At 70.9% G+C, this 17,949-nt stretch carries 14 protein-coding genes; 11 read left to right on the forward strand and 3 right to left on the reverse strand.

Features of this window, described 5'->3' with window-relative positions; genetic code table 11:
* Positions 1-18 precede the first annotated feature (18 nt).
* Together ABEA43_RS49610 and ABEA43_RS49615 are read right to left on the reverse strand one after the other, a co-directional pair.
* Positions 19-1,179, reverse strand: coding sequence for an amidohydrolase family protein (locus ABEA43_RS49610; protein ID WP_345573095.1), 1,161 nt, complete (start codon positions 1,177-1,179; stop codon positions 19-21).
* Between the two features lie 57 nt (positions 1,180-1,236).
* Positions 1,237-3,363 (reverse strand): anthranilate synthase component I, encoded by a 2,127-nt coding sequence (locus tag ABEA43_RS49615; RefSeq protein WP_345573096.1) that lies wholly within the window; start codon positions 3,361-3,363, stop codon positions 1,237-1,239.
* 273 nt (positions 3,364-3,636) lie between these two features.
* On the opposite strand from ABEA43_RS49615, the gene ABEA43_RS49620 reads away from it, so the two are divergent.
* The 7 genes from ABEA43_RS49620 to ABEA43_RS49650 all read left to right on the forward strand — a co-directional run bounded on the left by ABEA43_RS49620 (position 3,637) and on the right by ABEA43_RS49650 (position 13,577).
* A complete protein-coding gene (locus ABEA43_RS49620) occupies positions 3,637-4,830 on the forward strand; it encodes a cytochrome P450 (RefSeq protein WP_345573097.1) in 1,194 nt (397 codons plus the stop codon).
* Positions 4,831-4,851: 21 nt separating this feature from the next.
* The gene (locus ABEA43_RS49625; protein ID WP_345573098.1) at positions 4,852-5,673 is read left to right on the forward strand and encodes an oxidoreductase; all 822 of its coding nucleotides are present in this window, start codon (positions 4,852-4,854) and stop codon (positions 5,671-5,673) included.
* Positions 5,670-6,311 carry a TetR/AcrR family transcriptional regulator gene (locus ABEA43_RS49630; RefSeq protein ID WP_345573099.1) on the forward strand — a complete coding sequence of 214 codons (642 nt, stop codon included), beginning with the start codon at positions 5,670-5,672 and terminating at the stop codon, positions 6,309-6,311. Before ABEA43_RS49625 ends, ABEA43_RS49630 begins: the two co-directional genes overlap by 4 nt.
* A 242-nt stretch (positions 6,312-6,553) precedes the next feature.
* Positions 6,554-10,048 (forward strand): S8 family serine peptidase, encoded by a 3,495-nt coding sequence (locus ABEA43_RS49635; RefSeq protein WP_345573100.1) that lies wholly within the window; start codon positions 6,554-6,556, stop codon positions 10,046-10,048.
* A gap of 110 nt (positions 10,049-10,158) precedes the next feature.
* On the forward strand, positions 10,159-11,016 hold the full coding sequence (locus ABEA43_RS49640) for a DUF4394 domain-containing protein (RefSeq protein ID WP_345573101.1): 858 nt from the start codon (positions 10,159-10,161) through the stop codon (positions 11,014-11,016).
* Positions 11,017-11,073: 57 nt separating this feature from the next.
* A complete protein-coding gene (locus ABEA43_RS49645) occupies positions 11,074-12,654 on the forward strand; it encodes a CocE/NonD family hydrolase (protein ID WP_345573102.1) in 1,581 nt (526 codons plus the stop codon).
* Positions 12,636-13,577, forward strand: a complete 942-nt coding sequence (locus tag ABEA43_RS49650) for a helix-turn-helix transcriptional regulator (RefSeq protein WP_345573103.1) — start codon at positions 12,636-12,638, stop codon at positions 13,575-13,577. Before ABEA43_RS49645 ends, ABEA43_RS49650 begins: the two co-directional genes overlap by 19 nt.
* Before the next feature lie 27 nt (positions 13,578-13,604).
* Here the strand turns inward: ABEA43_RS49650 and ABEA43_RS49655 are convergent, their stop codons facing one another.
* Positions 13,605-14,495 (reverse strand): SDR family oxidoreductase, encoded by an 891-nt coding sequence (locus ABEA43_RS49655; RefSeq protein WP_345573104.1) that lies wholly within the window; start codon positions 14,493-14,495, stop codon positions 13,605-13,607.
* Between the two features lie 77 nt (positions 14,496-14,572).
* On the opposite strand from ABEA43_RS49655, the gene ABEA43_RS49660 reads away from it, so the two are divergent.
* From ABEA43_RS49660 to mctP, 4 genes are all read left to right on the forward strand, one after another.
* Positions 14,573-15,121: a VOC family protein gene (locus tag ABEA43_RS49660; RefSeq protein WP_345573105.1), complete on the forward strand. Its 549-nt coding sequence runs from the start codon at positions 14,573-14,575 to the stop codon at positions 15,119-15,121.
* On the forward strand, positions 15,121-15,738 hold the full coding sequence (locus tag ABEA43_RS49665) for a carboxymuconolactone decarboxylase family protein (RefSeq protein ID WP_345573106.1): 618 nt from the start codon (positions 15,121-15,123) through the stop codon (positions 15,736-15,738). The genes ABEA43_RS49660 and ABEA43_RS49665 overlap by 1 nt, the downstream gene beginning before the upstream one ends.
* Before the next feature lie 290 nt (positions 15,739-16,028).
* The gene (locus tag ABEA43_RS49670) at positions 16,029-16,238 is read left to right on the forward strand and encodes a DUF3311 domain-containing protein (RefSeq protein ID WP_345573107.1); all 210 of its coding nucleotides are present in this window, start codon (positions 16,029-16,031) and stop codon (positions 16,236-16,238) included.
* A complete protein-coding gene (mctP, locus tag ABEA43_RS49675; protein WP_345573108.1) occupies positions 16,235-17,845 on the forward strand; it encodes a monocarboxylate uptake permease MctP in 1,611 nt (536 codons plus the stop codon). Before ABEA43_RS49670 ends, mctP begins: the two co-directional genes overlap by 4 nt.
* Positions 17,846-17,949: the final 104 nt, after the last annotated feature.

Here is a 17,949-nt window from a genome sequence, read left to right on the forward strand (position 1 = left end):
CCTCCGTGAGGAGGAGGTTCACAATCGGTAGACCCGGCGGGCGTTTCCCGAGCCGATCATATGAGCGATTCTGGCCGCGTCCGCGGCGCTCCACTCCCCCGCGCCGAGCCGGCCGCCAAGCGCGGCGCCGAGCGCCTGCCGGTAGTAGTGCGCCCCCAGGTAGGCGGTCTCGGCCACGCCGCGGCAGCCGGAGCTGAACAACTGCTTGTGGAACGGCGCCAGCTCCAGCAGCTCCTCCATGACCCTGGCCGCCGCGGCCGCCGCGTGCGGGAGGGCGAGGCCGACGTCCACGTAGACGTGCGGGTAGACGGCTGCCAGGTAGGCGGCCTGGCGGTGGAACGGGTAGCAGTGCAGCAGGATCACCGGCACGCCGAGCGGCTGCAGCGCCCTGACGAACGCGCTCATCCTGGCCGGATCGCTGCGGTGCAGGTCGAGCGCCGAGCCGGCGAACCCGGTGTGGAACTGCACGGGCAGCCCCCGCTCCCTGGCCACGTCGATCGCGCTCCAGAGCAGGTGGCGCAGCAGGACCGGCTCGGTGGCCGGCTCCTTGGGCTCGGCCAGCCGGCGGTTGGCCGCCGCGAGCACCGAGCCCCTGCTGGGCCTGCCGGGCTCCAGGTCCAGGCCGCTCAGCCCGGCGATCACCGTCTTGAGCCCGACCGCCCTGGCGGCCCTGGCGGCCAGCTCCTCGCCGAGGCTGTCGAGGTAGTCGAGCGCGGCCTGCGCGGTCTCGGCCACGTCACGCTCGATCCGCTCGATCCGTACGAGCTCGTCGGCCGCGGCGCCGCCGTGCCGCCCCATCTCGGCGGCGGACAGCAGGTCGATGTCGTCGGTTCCGTCGTCGGACCCGTCGCCGTCCACCAGGAACGCCACCACGCCCGCGCCCGTCAGCAGCCGCCGGTTGACCTCGCCCGCGCCCAGCTCGGCCCGGCGGGCGAGGTAGACGGCGGGCGGCGCGTGCGGATCCAGGTCGAGCAGCGGCGCGCACCAGCGGCGCAGGGCCACGCCGAGCGGCGTGTCGAAATGGGTGGTGCCGGGCGGCGCCGGGCTGCCGCCCTCGGTGATGAGCAGCTCGAACTGGGCGCGCGTCAGATCGTCTCGCCGCACCCCGTGGCAGTGGTGGTCGACGAGCGGGGCGAGAAGGGCGTCACGCACCGTGTCGGGCAGGTCTACGGGGAGCATGCGGAGACTCTAGGGGAGCCCCGCACGCCCCCGCGGACGTTTTACCGAGGAGTGTGACTACCTTCGGGAAAGGCGCAGGACGTTCGCGATGATCTTCGCTCCCGCGCCGCCCTCCTGGGTCAGAATCGACTCGGGGTGGAACTGCACGCCGAAGCGCCGCCGCTCCGGGTCCTCGATCGCCATGACGTTGCCGTCGGGCGTGAGCGCGGTCGCGGTGAAGCCGACCACGCCGGGCCGCTTGGCGTGCAGCGAGTGGTAGCGGGCCGCGGTGAACTCATCGGGCAGCCCGTCGAGCAGCGCGCTGCCGCCGAGCCTGGAGACCTGGCCGCGCTTGCCGTGCTCGGGGTAGTCGAGCAGCTCCAGCGTGCCCCCCGCCTGCTCGACCATGGCCTGCAGGCCCAGGCAGACGCCGAACACCGGCAGGTCGCGGGCGTAGATCTGGTCGAGCAGCGCCGAGATGCCGAAGTCGGTCGGCCAGCCGGGGCCGGGCGAGAGCACCACGAGGTCGGGCCCGATGTCGTCGACCATGTGGATCGGGAAGCCGTGGCGCAGCGTCACCACGTCGGCGCCCTCCTGGCGGAAGTAGTCGGCCAGGGTGTTGACGAAAGAGTCCTCGTGGTCGACGAGCAGCACCTTCATGCCCTTGCCCGGCTGCGGCCTGACCTCGGGGACGGGCACGGCTCCCGGCTCGTTGACCGTGGCCAGGGCGCCGAGCAGGGCGCTGGCCTTGAGCTCGGTCTCGCGCTCCTCCGACTCGGGGTCGGAGTCGAACAGCAGCGTGGCCCCGGCCCTGACGGTCGCCACGCCGTTCTTGATCTGGGCGGTGCGCAGGGTCAGCCCGGTGTTCATGGAGCCGTCGAAGCCGATGAAGCCGATGGCGCCGCCGTACCACCTGCGGGTGGTGGCCTCGTGGTCCTCGATGAACTGCATGGCCCACGTCTTGGGCGCGCCGGTGACCGTGACGGCCCACATGTGGGTGAGGAAGGCGTCGAGCGCGTCGAACTCGGGGCGCAGCCGGCCCTCGATGTGGTCGACGGTGTGGATCAGGCGGGAGTAGAGCTCGATCTGGCGGCGGCCGATGACCTTGACCGTGCCCGGGACGCAGATCCGCGACTTGTCGTTGCGGTCGACGTCGGTGCACATGGTCAGCTCCGACTCCTCCTTGACGCTGGACAGGAGCGTGCGGATGGCCTCGGCGTCCTCGACCGGGTTGCTGCCGCGGGCGATCGTGCCGGAGATGGGGCAGGTCTCCACACGGTCGCCGTTCACCCTGACGTACATCTCGGGCGAGGCGCCGACGAGGTGCTCGCCCTCGCCGAGGCTGATGATGAACTCGTAGGGGGCCGGGTTGCTGAGGCGCAGGCCGCGGTAGAAGGCCGACGGGTCGTCGCAGGTGGCGTGGAAGACCTGGCCGGGCACGACCTCGAACAGGTCGCCGCGCTTGAACTTCTCCTTGGCCGCGGCCACGACCTTGGAGTAGTCGCCCCGGGTGGGGTTGGGCGGCAGCTCGGCGGGGGTGACGGGCTCGGCGGTGGTGCCGGACCTGTCCAGGTCGCGGGTGGTGGTGCCGTCGACGGTGAACTCGTAGCGGTGTTCGAGGGCGGTCTCGCGCTGCCGGTCGATCACGACGATCCGGTCGGGCAGGTGGAGCACGAGGTCGCGCTGGTCGTCGGGGCGGACGAGCTCCTGCCTGATGGGCTCGAACTGGAAAGCCAGGTCGTAGCCGAAGGCGCCGTACAGGCCGAGGTGCGGGTCCTCGCCGCGGAAGGCGGCGATGACCTCGCGGATCGCGGTGAACACGGTGGGCCTGCGGCTGCGCAGCTCCTCCGGCAGCAGGTCGCCCGACTCGGGCACGAGCACCTCGACGCGGTCGGGCGTGGGCTCGGCGACGGGCTTGCCCGCGGCCAGCAGGCAGGAGGCGACGGCGGGCAGCACGATCCGGCCGCGCGCGTTGAGCGCGGTCGCCGCGATGGTGCGGCCCTTGGCCACCAGCTCCAGGCACGGATCGACATAACCGAAGGCCCATCGGCTGTAGCGGCCCGGATAGTCCATGCCCGAGGAGAAGGCGCCGCCACGCCGTACGCCCAGAGCCGTCACGATCTCTTCGAGCGCCGCCTCGTCCACCTCGCGTGTCTCGCGCTCGACGCCGATGCCCCCGGCTGTGGTATATCCGCTCGTCTCCACTTGCTGCCCCTTATCACGTCAAATGCTGAGCCCCGGGGGCGGACACGAGAAAAGGCCGCCATCCCGGGGCGGCCATCCGTTGAGGAATGCGAAACACGCGCCGCCTAGGAGCGGCGCCACCACTGGAGCTGAGCGTGATTTCGCATGAGAACAGGTTAACCGCCGGACCAAGATCGCGCAACGCGACCCGCCAGAACAGGCCCCCTCCTGCGCGGGTTTCAATACAGGGCTGTACTGTATTGATGTAGTCATCGGTCCGAGAGGAGACCCGAGATGACCGAAACCGACGCGGTCGTGCTCCCCACCCTGCGCCCGACCCCGTTCGACCCGCCCGCCGACCTGGCGAAGCTGCGGGAGACACGGCCCATCGCCCGGCTGGCCTACCCCGACGGCCACCAGGGCTGGCTGGTGACCGGGCACACGCTCGTCCGCGAGGTCCTGGCCGACCGGCGCTTCAGCGCCCGGTCCGAGCTGCGGCACATGCCCATCGAGCAGCCCGGCGGGCAGTCCGGGCAGCCCGCCCCGCCCGGCATGTTCATCTCCACCGACCCGCCCGTGCACACGCGCTACCGCCACCTGCTCACCGGCGAGTTCACCGTACGCAGGATGCGCCAGCTGACCGAGCGCATCGAGGACATCACCAGGACGTACCTGGACGCCATGGAGCGGCAGGGCCCGCCCGCCGACCTGGTGGAGACGTTCGCGGCGCCGATCCCCGCCCTGGTGATCTGCGAGCTGCTCGGCGTGCCCGGCGAGGAGCGCGACCGCTTCCATGCCCAGAGCGACAGGCTGATGCGGACCGGCACCCCGCCGGAGGAGAAGTACGCCGCCTACATCGCCCTGCAGGCCCACATGAAGGAGCTGGTGCCGGCCAAGCGCGCCAAGCCGACCGACGACCTGCTCAGCGGCCTGACCAGGAGCGACCTCGACGACGACGAGCTGGCCAACATCGGCTTCCTGCTCCTCGGCGCCGGGCTCGACACCACCACGAACATGCTCGCCCTGGGCACGTTCGCGCTGCTGCGCCACCCGGACCAGCTCGCCGTGCTGCGGGCCGAGCCGGACAAGACCGGCCAGGTGATCGAGGAGCTGCTGCGCTACCTGAGCATCATCCCCTTCCTCGTGCGCACCGCGCTGGAGGACGTGGAGCTGGGCGGCGAGCTGGTGCGGGCGGGGGAGGCGGTCACCCTGTCGATCCCGGCGGCCAACCGCGACCCCGAGCGCTTCCCCGACCCCGACACGCTCGACCTGCACCGGGCGAGCGGCAGCCACGTGGGCTTCGGCCACGGCGTCCACCAATGCCTCGGGCAGCAGCTGGCCAGGGTCGAGATGCAGGCCGCCTATCCCGCGCTCTTCGGCAGGTTCCCGTCGCTGCGCCTGGCCGTGCCGCCCGGCGAGGTGCCGCTGCGCACCGACATGCTGATCTACGGGGTGCACAGCCTCCCCGTCACCTGGGACGCGAGCTAGATGCCGGATGGGGGCTCAGCCATGACGGGCAAGGTCTGCCTGGTCACGGGCGCGTCGGCGGGCATCGGCCGCGCCACCGCCCTGGAGCTGCTGCGAGCCGGGCACACCGTGTACGGCCTGGCGCGCAGGGTGGAGAAGATGGAGGAGATCCGCGCGGCCGGCGGCCACCCGATCGGGATGGACGTCACCCAGGAGGCCGACCTCGACCGGGTCGTCCAGACGGTGCTGGCCGAGCGGCAGCGCATCGACGTCCTGGTGAACAACGCCGGCACCGCCGTGCACGGCGCGACCGAGGAGGTGCCGCTCGACCGGGCCAGGCGGGTGTTCGAGGTCAACCTGTTCGGCCTGGCGGCGCTCACGCACCGCGTCCTGCCGCACATGCGGGAGCGGCGGTCGGGCACGATCGTCAACATCTCCTCGATCGGCGGCGAGATCACCCTGCCCATGGGCGCCTGGTACTACGCCTCCAAGCACGCGCTGGAGGCGTACTCCGACACGCTCAGGCAGGAGGTCGGGCGGTTCGGGGTGCACGTGGTGGTGGTCCAGCCGGGGATCATCAGGACGGAGTTCGAGGACGACACGCCGCGCGACCTGCGCGAGATCTCCGGGCACGGGCCGTACGCGGAGGTGGCGGAGTGGATGGCCCGGCGGGCCGAGGAGGCGACCGGCCCCGGCTCCAAGGGCTCCGACCCGTCCGTGGTGGGCTGGTGCGTCAGGGACGTCGTCGCGGCGGCCGACCCGAAGCCCCGCTATTCCGTCGGCTACCTCGCCGACCTGCTGCTCTGGGTCAATAGAATCCTGCCGGACCGCCTCTACGACAAATTGGTGACCCGACACGCATGACAGCAGACGACCTCGAATCGACCGGCCCGGCGCCCGCGCAGCGGCCGGCGGGCCGGCCGCGCAGCGCGGAGGCCGACACCGCCATCCTGACGGCCGCGCTCGACCTGCTCATCGAGCTCGGTCCTGTGCAGACCAGCATCGAGCAGGTGGCCAGACGGGCGGGGGTGACCAGGGCGACGGTCTACCGCAGGTTCCCCGACAAGACCACGCTGCTGGTACGGACCCTGGAGTGGGCCAACCACGACCACGACCCCGGTTTCACCGGCTGGCGCGACATCGAGCACATGTTCGGCGACTGGGCGGCGTACCTGTGCGTGCCGCGCAACCGCGTCCTGCTGCGCCGCATCTACGCGACCGTGGACGACTATCCCGAGCTGGGCAGCACCTACCGGTCGGTCAACGGCGGGCGCCGCGCGGCGGTCGTGCGTGAGATCCTGTGCAGGACCCGCGACCTCGGGCTGCTCCCGCGCGACATCGACGTCGACGTGGTGCAGGAGCTGCTGAGCGGCGCGGTGATGATCCACGTCGGCGGGCATCCCGACGGGGAGAGCGCCGAGGAGATCAAGACGTACTTCCTGCGCATCATGCGCCAGGTCGGCTACCGGCCGCCCGTGGCAAAGGGGCGCGAAAGGATCTAGCTTCAGCGTCCATGGAACGGGCCCTGGCGCCGGTGCCGGCAACGAGGAGCAGGGCCTGCCGGTCTACGTGTGCAGGGCCTGGTCGGAACCTGGCCCAGGTGGCGACATTTCAGCTGACCAGATTACGTTTCTGTTGGTTAAGTAACGTTTTACGGCAACTATTGATTTCCAAACAAGATCTCTTCACCCTTCTCGACAGAGGCGTAAAGATCACCTCTGCAGTGTGGTGAAGGAGAGACCGCGTGCCGAACACCCCCCGCTGGCGTGCGATCCTGACCGGGATCGTCACCGCCGCCGGACTTCTCGTCCCGCAGGCCGCCGCCGCTGCGGCGCCTGATCCTGACAAGATTGACTCAAGCGTCCAGGCGCAGCTCGCGCAGGACGACAAGGCCACCTTCTGGGTCCGGATGAAGGACAACGCCGACCTGAGCGGCGCCCGCCGGGCCGTCACCAAGGACGCCAAGGCCGAGCTGGTCTACGAAGCCAAGACCGAGCGTGCCGGCTCCTCCCAGGAGGGCTTACGCAAGCTCCTCGACGCCCAGAAGGCCGACTACACCTCGTACTGGATCGTCAACGCGGTGCGGGTCACCGCCGATGAGAAGCTGGCGGCCGAGATCGCCAAGCTGCCCGAGGTGGACCGGATCGAGCCGGTCCGCACGGTCTCGGTGCCCAAGCCGGTCACCGGCAAGGCCGAGGCCAAGGTGAACGCCAACGAGTGGAACATCGACCGCGTCAACGCCCCCCGCGTCTGGAGCGAGCTGGGCAACCGCGGCGAGGGCGTCGTGGTCGCCAACATCGACACCGGCGCCCAGTTCGACCACCCGGACCTGGCCGCCGCCTACCGGGGCAGGAACCCGGACGGCACGGTCTCCCACGACTACAACTGGTACGACCCCGCCCGCGTCTGCCCGACGGCCGCGCCCTGCGACAACAACGGCCACGGCACACACACCATGGGCACCATGGTCGGCGCCAACGGCATCGGCGTCGCGCCCGGCGCCAAGTGGATCGCCGCCAAGGGCTGCGAGGTCAACACCTGCACCGACGCCTCGCTGCTGGCCGCGGGCCAGTGGGTCCTCGCGCCGACCGACCTGTCGGGCGGCAACCCGCGCCCCGACCTGGCCCCGGACGTGGTCAACAACTCCTGGGGCGGCGACGGGTTCGACCCCTGGTACAAGGAGACGGTCGAGGCCTGGGTCGCGGCCGGGATCTTCCCCGCCTTCTCCAACGGCAACGAGGGCCCCGCCTGCGACACCTCCGGCTCGCCCGGCCAGTACGTGATCAGCTACAGCGCGGGCGGCTTCGACGTCAACAACGCGCTGTACGCCAGGTCGAGCAAGGGCGAGGGCGAGAACGGCGAGACCAAGCCGAACATCGCCGCCCCCGCCGTCAACGTGCGCTCCTCGACGCCCGGCAACACCTACAGCAGCTTCTCCGGCACCTCGATGGCCGCACCGCACGTGGCGGCCACCGTGGCGCTCATCTGGTCGGGCTCACCCGGCCTGCAGGGCAAGGTCGAGGCCACCAGACCGCTGCTGGACACCACCGCGATCGACGTCTCGGACACGAGCTGCGGCGGCACCGCGACCGACAACAACATCTGGGGCGAGGGCAGGCTCGACACCTACGCCGCCGTGCAGGCCGCGCCCGACGAGGGGCTCGGCGACCTGCGCGGCACGGTCACCGCGGGCGGCGCACCGGTGCCCGGGGTGGCGATCACGCTGTCCGGCCCGCTGAGCCGTACCGTGACCACCGGCGACGACGGCACCTACGCCGTCCCGCGCCTGCTGCCCGGCGACTACGAGCTCAGCGCGGCGAAGTTCGGCTACGAGCGCGCCACCGCGACGGCCACGATCACCGCCGAGCAGTCGGCGACCGCGGACGTGCCCATGACGAAGCTGGCCACCGGCGTGGTGTCCGGCACGGTCAGCACGGCGGGCTCGCCCGAGCCCGGCGCGACGGTGGCCGCCGCCGGCACCCCCGTCAGCGGGGTGACCGACGCCTCCGGCCGCTACAGCCTGACGCTGCCGTACGGCGACTACGAGCTGCGGGTCACGCCGGCCTCCCGGTGCTCCAGCGCCGCGACGTCGGCCCTCACGGTGGCCGGCGACCTGGTCAAGGACATCGAGCTGCCGCTGCGCGGCGACAACTTCGGCTACACCTGCAAGAGCGGCGCCGACGCGTACGTGCCGGGCACCGAGAAGCTGGCGCTGACCGGCGACGACGAGGCCCAGCAGGTGACGCTGCCGTTCCCGGTCCCGTTCTACGGCACGGGCCAGAGCAAGGCGTGGATCGGCACGAACGGGTTCCTCACGTTCGCCGCCGACCGGATCGTCACCGCCAGCAACGGCCGGCTGCCGACCACGGCCACGCCCAACAACGCGGTCTACCCGTACTGGGACGACCTCAAGGTGGACGCCGACTCCGGGGTCTACACGACCGTGACGGGCACCGCGCCGCACCGCAAGTACGTCGTCGAGTGGCGCAACGTCACCTTCTACAGCGAGACCGACCAGCGCGTGTCGTTCGAGGCGCTGCTGGGTGAGGACGGCTCTATCGCCTTCCGCTACAAGGACATCGAAAGCGAGCGCGACCAGGGCACCAGCGCCACGGTCGGCATCGAGAACGCCGGCGGCACCGACGCGCTGCTGTACTCCTACGAGGAGGCGGCGCTGTCCAGCGGGCGGAGCCTGGCGTTCACGGCCAGCAGGCACGGCCTGGTGACCGGCGCGGTCACCGACGCCAACGACGGCAAGCCGCTGGCCGGGGCCACGGTGAAGATCGGTGACGTGGCCACGTTCACCACCGGCGAGGACGGCGCCTTCTACGGGCAGGTGCTGGCCGGCGACTACGAGGTCACGGTGTCCAAGGAGCACTACGGCACGTTCACCAAGGCCGTCACCATCGCGCCGGCCTCGGTGACGCGGCTGGACACGGCGCTGGTCACGGGACGGGTGAGCGCGTCGGCCGCGGAGCTGACCGTGGTCATGCCGGGCGAGTCCACCCGTAGCAGGACGCTGGAGCTGACGAACCTGGGCTCGCCCACGGCGTACACGGCAGCGGGCGAGACGTGGGCGGTCGTCACGCCGACGGCCGGTCAGCTGGCCAAGGAACAGTCGGTGACGCTGAAGATCGCGGTCTCCAGCGCCGGCGTCGCGCCGGGGACGGTCCGCGAGGGCAAGCTGATCGTCAAGTCGGCCAGCGGCCGGCAGCCGACCATCGAGATCAAGGTGACGGTCGTGGTGCCCAAGCTCCAGGTGGCCATCGACGCCGGCGGCACCAAGAGCCTGACCGACACCGCCGGTGACACCTGGACCCCGGACAAGAAGTACGCCGCGGGCTCCTACGGCTACATCGCCTCCCAGAACCGGACGCAGAGCACCACCAGGACCATCGCCGGCACGACCGACCAGGCGCTGTTCAGGACGGCCAGGGAGAGCATGCTGGAGTACCGCTTCGACGGCGTCCCGGCCGGGACGTACACCGTCGAGCTGGACTTCGCCGACGTCAAGAGCACGCAGCCGGGCAAGCGGGTCTTCGACGTGCTCGTCGAGGGCCAGCTCGCCATCCCGGCGCTCGACCTGGCCCTGGAGTCGGGCACGTACACGGCCGTGACCAGGCAGTACACGGTGAAGGTCACCGACGGCCAGCTCAACGTGCGCTTCGCGACCCGCCAGGGCGCGACGATCGTCAACGCGCTGCGCATCTCGGAGCGCCCCGACAAGGTCACCCCGTAGTGATCCGGCCCGCCCCGCGCTTCTGCGGGGCGGGCCTTTCCCTTCGAACCATCCAAAGCCGGCCGTTCAGCGAAGAAGGGGGCAAGGCAACACCCACACAAGGAGATCTGATGCGTAAGCAACTGGCTCTCGCCGCGGCGGTGCTCGGCGCGGGCGCGGTCCTGGCCTCGCCCGCGCAGGCCCACCGATACGACGGCCCGCGCGTGACCGGCCTGACGACCATGGGCGACCTGGTCGCGTTCGACGCCGACAACCCCAGGAACGTCAGCCGGCTCGGCCGGATCAGCGGCCTCAAGGACGACATGAAGGTCGTCGGCATCGACTACCGGGTGCAGAACGGCAAGCTGTACGCCGTGGGCGACCGGGGCGGCATCTACACCGTGGACGGCAAGGCGAAGGCCACGAAGGTGTCCCAGCTCACCGTGGCGCTCAACGGCAAGGCGTTCGGCGTCGACTTCAACCCCGCGGCGAACCGGCTGCGCGTCATCAGCGACGCCGGCCAGAACCTGCGGCACAACCTCGACGACCCGAACGGCGCGCCCGCTGCCGGTTCGACCGCCAATGACGGCACGCTGACCAACCCGCCCGTGCCGCCCGCGGCCGGGACGACCGCGCTCGGCGTGACCGGCGCCGGCTACACCAACAACGACCTCGACGCGGCCACCGCGACGACCCTGTTCGACGTGGACACCACGGCCGACCAGGTGTCGGTGCAGTCCCCGGCCAACGCCGGCAACCTGGCCCCGGCCGGGAAGCTCGGCGTGGACGCCGACCTCGACGCCGGGTTCGACGTCTACAGCCGGCTCAGCAAGGGCGTGACCGTGTCGAACACGGCCTACGCCACGCTGAAGTCGGACGGCGCCTACCGCTTCTACACGGTGAACGCGCTGACCGGCAGCGCCGACCTCGTTGGAACGTTCCCGTCTAACCGCCAGGTGAGCGACATCGCCGTTCAGCTGGGCTCATGAGGTAAGGGGTGCCCCCGGGCTACCGCACACCGGGCGGCATCTGTTACTGGTTAGTACATGAGACGCGTGCGGCTCCAGCGCGATCTGCCGGTGCGGATGCCCGACGGCGTGACGCTGCTGGCCGACCATTACGCACCGCCCGGCGGCGAGCGGGCCCCCGTCATCCTGATGCGCTCCCCGTACGGCCGGCGCGGCCTGCTCGGCTGGGTCTTCGGCCGGGGCTTCGCCCGCCAGGGCTTCCACGTCGTGATCCAGAGCTGCCGCGGCGGCTTCGGCTCCGGCGGCCTGCTCGACCCGCTCGGCGACGAGCACGACGACGGGCTGGCCACCGTCGCCTGGCTGCGCGAACAGCCGTGGTACGGCGGCTCGTTCGGGATGTTCGGCCCCTCCTACCTCGGCTACACGCAGTGGGCGATCGCGCCCTACGCCGGGCCCGAGCTGAAGGCGATGGCCACGCAGATCACCGCGTCGCAGTTCAGGGACGCGGCCTACGTGGGCGGCGCGTTCGCGCTGGAGTCGGCGCTGAGCTGGACCACGCTCACCGACGGCATGTCCCGCCGCTTCGGCGGGGCCTCGGCGCTGACCGCGCCCAGGCTCACCCGCCGGGCGGTCCTGTCCGGCCGTCCGGTGGCGGAGCTGGACCGGGCCTCGGCCGGGCGGCAGCTGCGCTTCTACCAGGACCTGCTCACGCACCACGCCGACCCGGCCGTCCCCTATTGGGACAAGCGCGACTTCTCCCCTACGGTGGGCGAGGTGGAGGCGGCGGTGACCATGCTGGGCGGCTGGTACGACGTGTTCCTGCCGTGGCAGCTCAAGGACTACACGGCGATGCGGGCGGCCGGGCGGCGGCCGTACCTGACGATCGGGCCCTGGTACCACGTCGACACCAGGCACGGCCGGCCCTCGATGGCCGAGGCGACGGCCTGGTTCCGTGCGCACCTGCTCGGCGACTTCTCCGGGCTGCGGCCCGACCCCGTGCGGCTCTACGTGACGGGGGCCGAGGAGTGGCGCGACTATCCCGACTGGCCGGTGCCGGGGACCCGGGAGCAGCGCTGGCACCTGCAGCACGGGTCCGGGCTCGGGCCCGGGGCGCCGCGGGCGGCCGAGCCCGACAGGTTCCGCTACCACCCCGGCCATCCGACGCCGGTGCTCGGCGGTCCCGTGCTGCTCGGCGACTCCAGGCCGCGTGACCAGCGGCGGCTGGAGCAGCGCCGCGACGTGCTGGTCTACAGCTCGGCCGCGCTGGAGTCGGAGGTCGAGGCGATCGGTCCTGTGCGGGCGGAGCTGTTCGTGCGGTCGAGCACGCCGCACGTGGACGTGGTGGTACGGGTGTGCGACGTGCGGCCGGACGGGCGCTCGTTCAACGTGTGCGAGGGCGTGCGGCGGCTCGGGCCGCCCGCTCCCGAGGGCGTGCGCCGGGTCGAGGTGGACCTGTGGCCGATGGGGCACAAGTTCGGGCGCGACCACCGGATCCGGGTGCACGTGGCGGCCGGGGCGTACCCGACGATCGCCCGCAACCCGGGCACCGGCGATCCGCTCGGCTCGCCGGGCTCGATGGTGCCCGCCGACGTCGAGGTGTTCCACTCCCCCGAACACCCCTCCGCCGTGGTGCTGCCGCTGTGCGCGCCTCGCGGCTGATGTCCCTGGTCCTGCTGCTGCAGGGCCGGGGCGGGATGACGGCGGCGGAGCTGGCCAAGGAGCTGGAGGTCTCCGAGCGCACGGTGCACCGCGACGTGCTCGCGCTGTCGGAGGCGGGCGTGCCCGTCTACGCCGATCGCGGGCGGGGCGGCGGCTACCGGCTGCTCGACGGCTACCGCACCCGGCTGACCGGGCTGGACCGGACCGAGGCCGAGGCGCTGTTCCTGTCGGGGGTGCCGGCCGCACTGCGGGAGATGGGGCTGGCGGAGGTGGCGGCCACGGCCCGGCTGAAGGCCGCCGCCGCCCTCTCCCCCGCGCTGCGCGACGCGCCGTCCCTCGCGGCGCAGCGCTTCCATCTGGACGCGCCGGGCTGGTTCGCCGGCGGCGACCCGCCGCCCGCCCCGCTCGCGCCGCTGGCCAGGGCCGTCTGGAACGACCTGCGCGTCCAGGCCGTCTACAAGGACAGCCCGCGGACGCTGGAGCCGTACGGGCTGGTGCTCAAGGCGGGCGCCTGGTACCTGGCGGCCCGGTCCGGGACCCGGTTCCTGATCTTCCGGGTGCACCGGTTCGGGGCGGTCTCCGTGCTCGCCGAGCCTTTCGACCGGGAGCAGGACTTCGACCTGGCCGCCTTCTGGGCCGCGCAGTCGGCGGAGTTCACCCGCTCGCTGCTGCGCGAGGTGATCACGCTGCGGCTCAGCGAGCGCGGCCTGCGGATGCTGCGGCACATCGCCGACCCGGCCGCGCTGGACGACGCGCTCGCCTCGCTCCAGCCCGGCGGGGTCGTGCGGCTCGCGGTGGAGTCGGTGCCGGTGGCGTACTCACAGGTGCTGCGGTTCGGGCCGGAGGCCGAGGTGCTCGAACCGCCGGAGCTGCGGACGATGGTCGCGGAGGCCGCCGCCCGCATGTCCGGCCTCTACGAGTGAGCCTGTGATACCGGTATGAGCCGGTGACTACCGGTAGGCCTCCCAGCCGGTGTCACCGGCGGTCTCGACGACCTCGGTGATGTAGCGCCACACCTGCGGGCGGCTGCCGTCCACGTCGGTCAGCCCGTACGCCTCGGCCACCTCGCCGCTGTCGACCGACCTGCCCGACCAGCGCGCCCGCTCCGGGTCCCGTGCGATGGCGGCGACGCCGCGGCCGACGTAGGCAGGGGTCTCGGAGACCATCCACGCGCTGTCCGCCTTCGCCTCCCGCCAGTTCTCCTCGGTGACGCCGAAGTTGTCCAGCATGGCCTCCGAGCGCAGGAACCCCGGTGTGATCGCCACCGCCGTGCCGCCGTGCGGGCGCAGCTCGTTCGACCAGGCGAAGGCGAGCCGGTTCACCGACACCTTGGCCAGGTCGTAGTAGACGTTCTCCCGGTAACGGGTCTCGTTGAAGGCCCAGGTGCCGTCGGTGACCTCGACGACCAGCCCGCCGGGGTGCTCGATCAGCAGCGGGAGCAGGTGGCGGCTGGTGATGATGTGGGTGTCGATCGCCAGCCTGAGCAGCTTGAATCCCTTCTCCATGTCGTGTTTCCAGACGGGTGTGTCCCACTCCCACAGCTGGTCGCCGCCCCATATGTCGTTGACCAGCACGTCGAGCCGGCCCTGCTCGCGGCGTACGCGCCCGGCCAGGTCCGCGACCTGAGCGGGATCCAGGTGATCCACCCGGACCGCGACGCCGGTGCCGCCGGCGGCCGTGACCAGCTCCGCCGTCTCCTCGATGGTCTCCGGCCTGTTCATCTCCGAGCGGCTCTCGCGCGTGCTCCTGCCCGTGCAGTAGACCGTCGCGCCGGCCGCGCCGAGCGCGACCGCGATGCCGCGTCCCGTTCCGCGGGTCGCCCCCGCCACCAAAGCAATCATGCGCCGATCGTGCCCCGAATAGCCGACACCTCATGTCATGTTTTTAACCGGAACCCTGTGATAAGTAGGGAGTTACTATGAACAGCGAATTCGAGTTACGCGGGGTCAACCACGTCGCGCTGGTCTGCTCGGACATGAAGCAGACCGTGGACTTCTACTCCGGCGTGCTGGGCATGCCGCTGATCAAGACGATCGAGCTGCCCCTGGGCTGGGGCCAGCACTTCTTCTTCGACTGCGGCGGCGGCAACGCGCTGGCCTTCTTCTGGTTCCCCGACGCGCCGGACGGCGTGCCCGGGGTGTCGGCGCCGAAGAACCTGCCGGACCGCGGCGAGCTGCTCTCGGCCGTCGGCTCGATGAACCACATCGCCTTCGACGTGCCGCCGGAGAAGATCGAGGAGTACCGCGACCGGCTCGTGGCCAAGGGCATCGACGTGGGCGTGCTGCTCAACCACGACGACAGCGAGTTCGGCGTGGCGCCCGAGCCGCACGACGGCGTGTTCGTCAGGTCCATCTACTTCAAGGACCCCGACGGCGTGCTGGTCGAGTTCGCCGCCTGGACGCGCCAGGTCGGGCAGCCCGGCGACGTGCGGCACGAGCCCAAGACCGCGGCCGACCGGACCGTGTGATGCCGCGGCTGCGCCGGGTGCCGCGCGAGGAGATGACCGACCCGCTCGTGCGCTTCTTCTACGACCGCCTGTTCGACGACGGCCGGGAGGGCACCGCCACCGGGTCGCCCGGCGACTGGTGGACGGTGTTCGCGCTCGACCCGAAGATCTTCCGGCACTGCGTCAAGGGCTTCCAGCTCTACCGGGAGTCGGCACTGGATCCGGTGCTGCGCGAGCTGGCACAGACCAGGGCGGGGTGGGCGCGGCAGAGCCAGTTCGTGTTCTCGCAGCACTGCAAGCAGCTGCGGGCGCTCGGCGTGCCGGAGGCGAAGGTGCGGGCCGTCGCCTGCTGGCCGGTCAGCGACCTGTTCGACGAGCTGGAGCGGGCGGTGCTGGCCTACACCGACGCGCTGGTGCTGGACGGCGGCCGGGTGCACGACGAGGTGTTCGCGGTGCTCGCCCGGCATCTGCCGGACGAGCAGATCCTGGAGCTGACGTACGTGACGTGCCTGTACGAGATGCACGCGACGATGGCGCGGGCGCTGCGGCTGGAGTTCGACGACCGGCCGGATCCGATCGTGGAGGTGCCGGCGCCCGAGGGGTACGGCACCCGGGACATCGCCGACGAGCTCTCCTGACGTGAGCCTTTCTGACCCTGGCTTTCTGACCGGGGGCTTTCTGACGGCGGGGGTGACCGTTCGTCGCGGGTAACCGACCATTCGGCGACCAGGTGATCACCGCGGCCGCACTCGTCACTAGGGTTCTCCTGGCGTGCCGTCTTTCCTCACAGACAGTCACCCCAACATCTACGCCAAAACGTAACATTGGCGACATTTGGATTAATACCGTCGCAAAGCTACTCTCCCTCCATTGACGAACTGTCAGGAGCCGGTCACAACCGGCTCCTGATCCATTCATCGGAGGGTCGATGACTACCGGGGAACCCGGGCAGCCACGCACTGACCGCAGCCCGTGGAACTGGCTGCTGGTCCTGCCGATCGTGCTGCCGTTGCTGACGTTCCTGTTCAACGCCGACGAGCCCCGCCTGTTCGGCTTCCCGCTCTTCTACTGGCTGCAGCTCGCCTTCATCGTGGTGGGCGTCGTGTCCACGACCATCGTCTACAGGATGACCAAGTGAGCACTCACACGACCGAGCTGGTCGTCTTCATCCTGCTGTTCGCCCTGGTCAGCGGCATGGGCTTCGTGGCCGCCCGCTGGCGGCGGCCCACCGACCTGGCCAGCCTGAACGAGTGGGGACTCGGCGGGCGCAGCTTCGGCTCGTGGGTCACCTGGTTCCTGGTCGGCGGCGACCTCTACACCGCCTACACGTTCGTGGCGGTGCCCGCGCTGGTGTTCAGCTCCGGCGCGCTGGGCTTCTACGCCCTGCCGTACACCGTCGTGGTCTATCCGCTGGTGTTCCTGGTGCTGGCCCGGATGTGGTCGGTGTCGCACGTGCACGGGTTCGTCACCCCGGCCGACTTCGTCCGGGCCCGGTTCGGGTCGCCGACGCTGGCGCTGGTGATCGCGATCACCGGGCTGGTGGCGACGATGCCGTACATCGCCCTGCAGCTCGTCGGCATCGAGGCGGTGCTGAAGTCGATGGGCATCACCGGGCACCTGCCGATCATCATCGCGTTCGCCATCCTGGCCGCCTACACCTACCAGTCGGGGCTGCGCGCGCCCGCGCTGATCGCGTTCGTCAAGGACGCGCTCATCTACATCGTGATCCTCGCCGCGGTCATCTACATCCCGGCCAAGCTGGGCGGCTGGGGCTCGATCTTCGACGCGGCCAAGGCCAAGTTCGACGCCAGCCCGGCGCTGGGCGACGGCATCACCCTCAACGCCGCCAACCAGCTGCAGTACGTCACGCTGGCCTTCGGCTCGGCGCTGGCGCTGTTCCTCTACCCGCACAGCCTCACCGGCGTGCTGGCCTCCAAGAGCCGCAACGTCATCAAGCGGAACATGTCGGCGCTGCCCGCCTACAGCTTCGTGCTCGGCCTGATCGCGCTGCTCGGCTTCATGGCCATCGCGGCCGGCACCAAGCCGGTCGTGGGCGCGAACGGCAAGGCCGACACGAACACGATCGTGCCGATGCTGTTCGACCAGTTGTTCCCCGACTGGTTCGCCGGCGTCGCCTTCGCGGCCATCGGCATCGGCGCGCTCGTCCCCGCGGCGATCATGTCGATCGCGGCGGCGAACCTGTTCACCCGCAACATCTACCGCGAATACCTCAACAAGAACGCCACCGACGCCCAGGAGGCCACGGTCTCCAAGCTGGCCTCGCTGGTCGTCAAGGTGGGCGCGGTGCTGTGCATCCTGCTGCTCGACCCGCAGTTCTCCATCGACCTGCAGCTCATCGGCGGCGTGATCATCCTGCAGACGCTGCCGTCGGTGGCGCTCGGCCTGTACACGCGCTGGTTCCACAAGGGCGGCCTGATCGCCGGCTGGGCGGCCGGTCTGGCGGCGGGCATGTGGATGCTGTACCTGATCCCCAACCCGGCCAACGGCAAGGCGCACTTCGGCGGCTCGGCGTTCGCGCTGTCGAACCTCGGCTTCGACACCAAGATGACGATCTACGCCGGATTCCTGGCGCTGGCCGTCAACCTGATCGTCGCGGCCGTGGGCACGCTGCTGTTCCGGGCGGCCAAGGTGGCCGACGGGGAGGACGGGACCGCTCGCAGCGACTACTTCGCCGACGAGGGCGACCCGGACGTCAAGGACCTGGACCTGGCCGGCTCGCACTGAGCCTGCCCTCGCGACACGGCCCGCCCTTCCGTGGTGAGAAGGGCGGGCCCTGTCATGCCCGGCCCGCCCTGGGCGATCCTGATCATGGCCAGCTCGTGGGCCGG

Origin of the sequence: Nonomuraea rosea, assembly GCF_039539705.1 — a bacterium.
GTDB classification, from domain to species: Bacteria; Actinomycetota; Actinomycetes; order Streptosporangiales; family Streptosporangiaceae; genus Nonomuraea; species Nonomuraea rosea.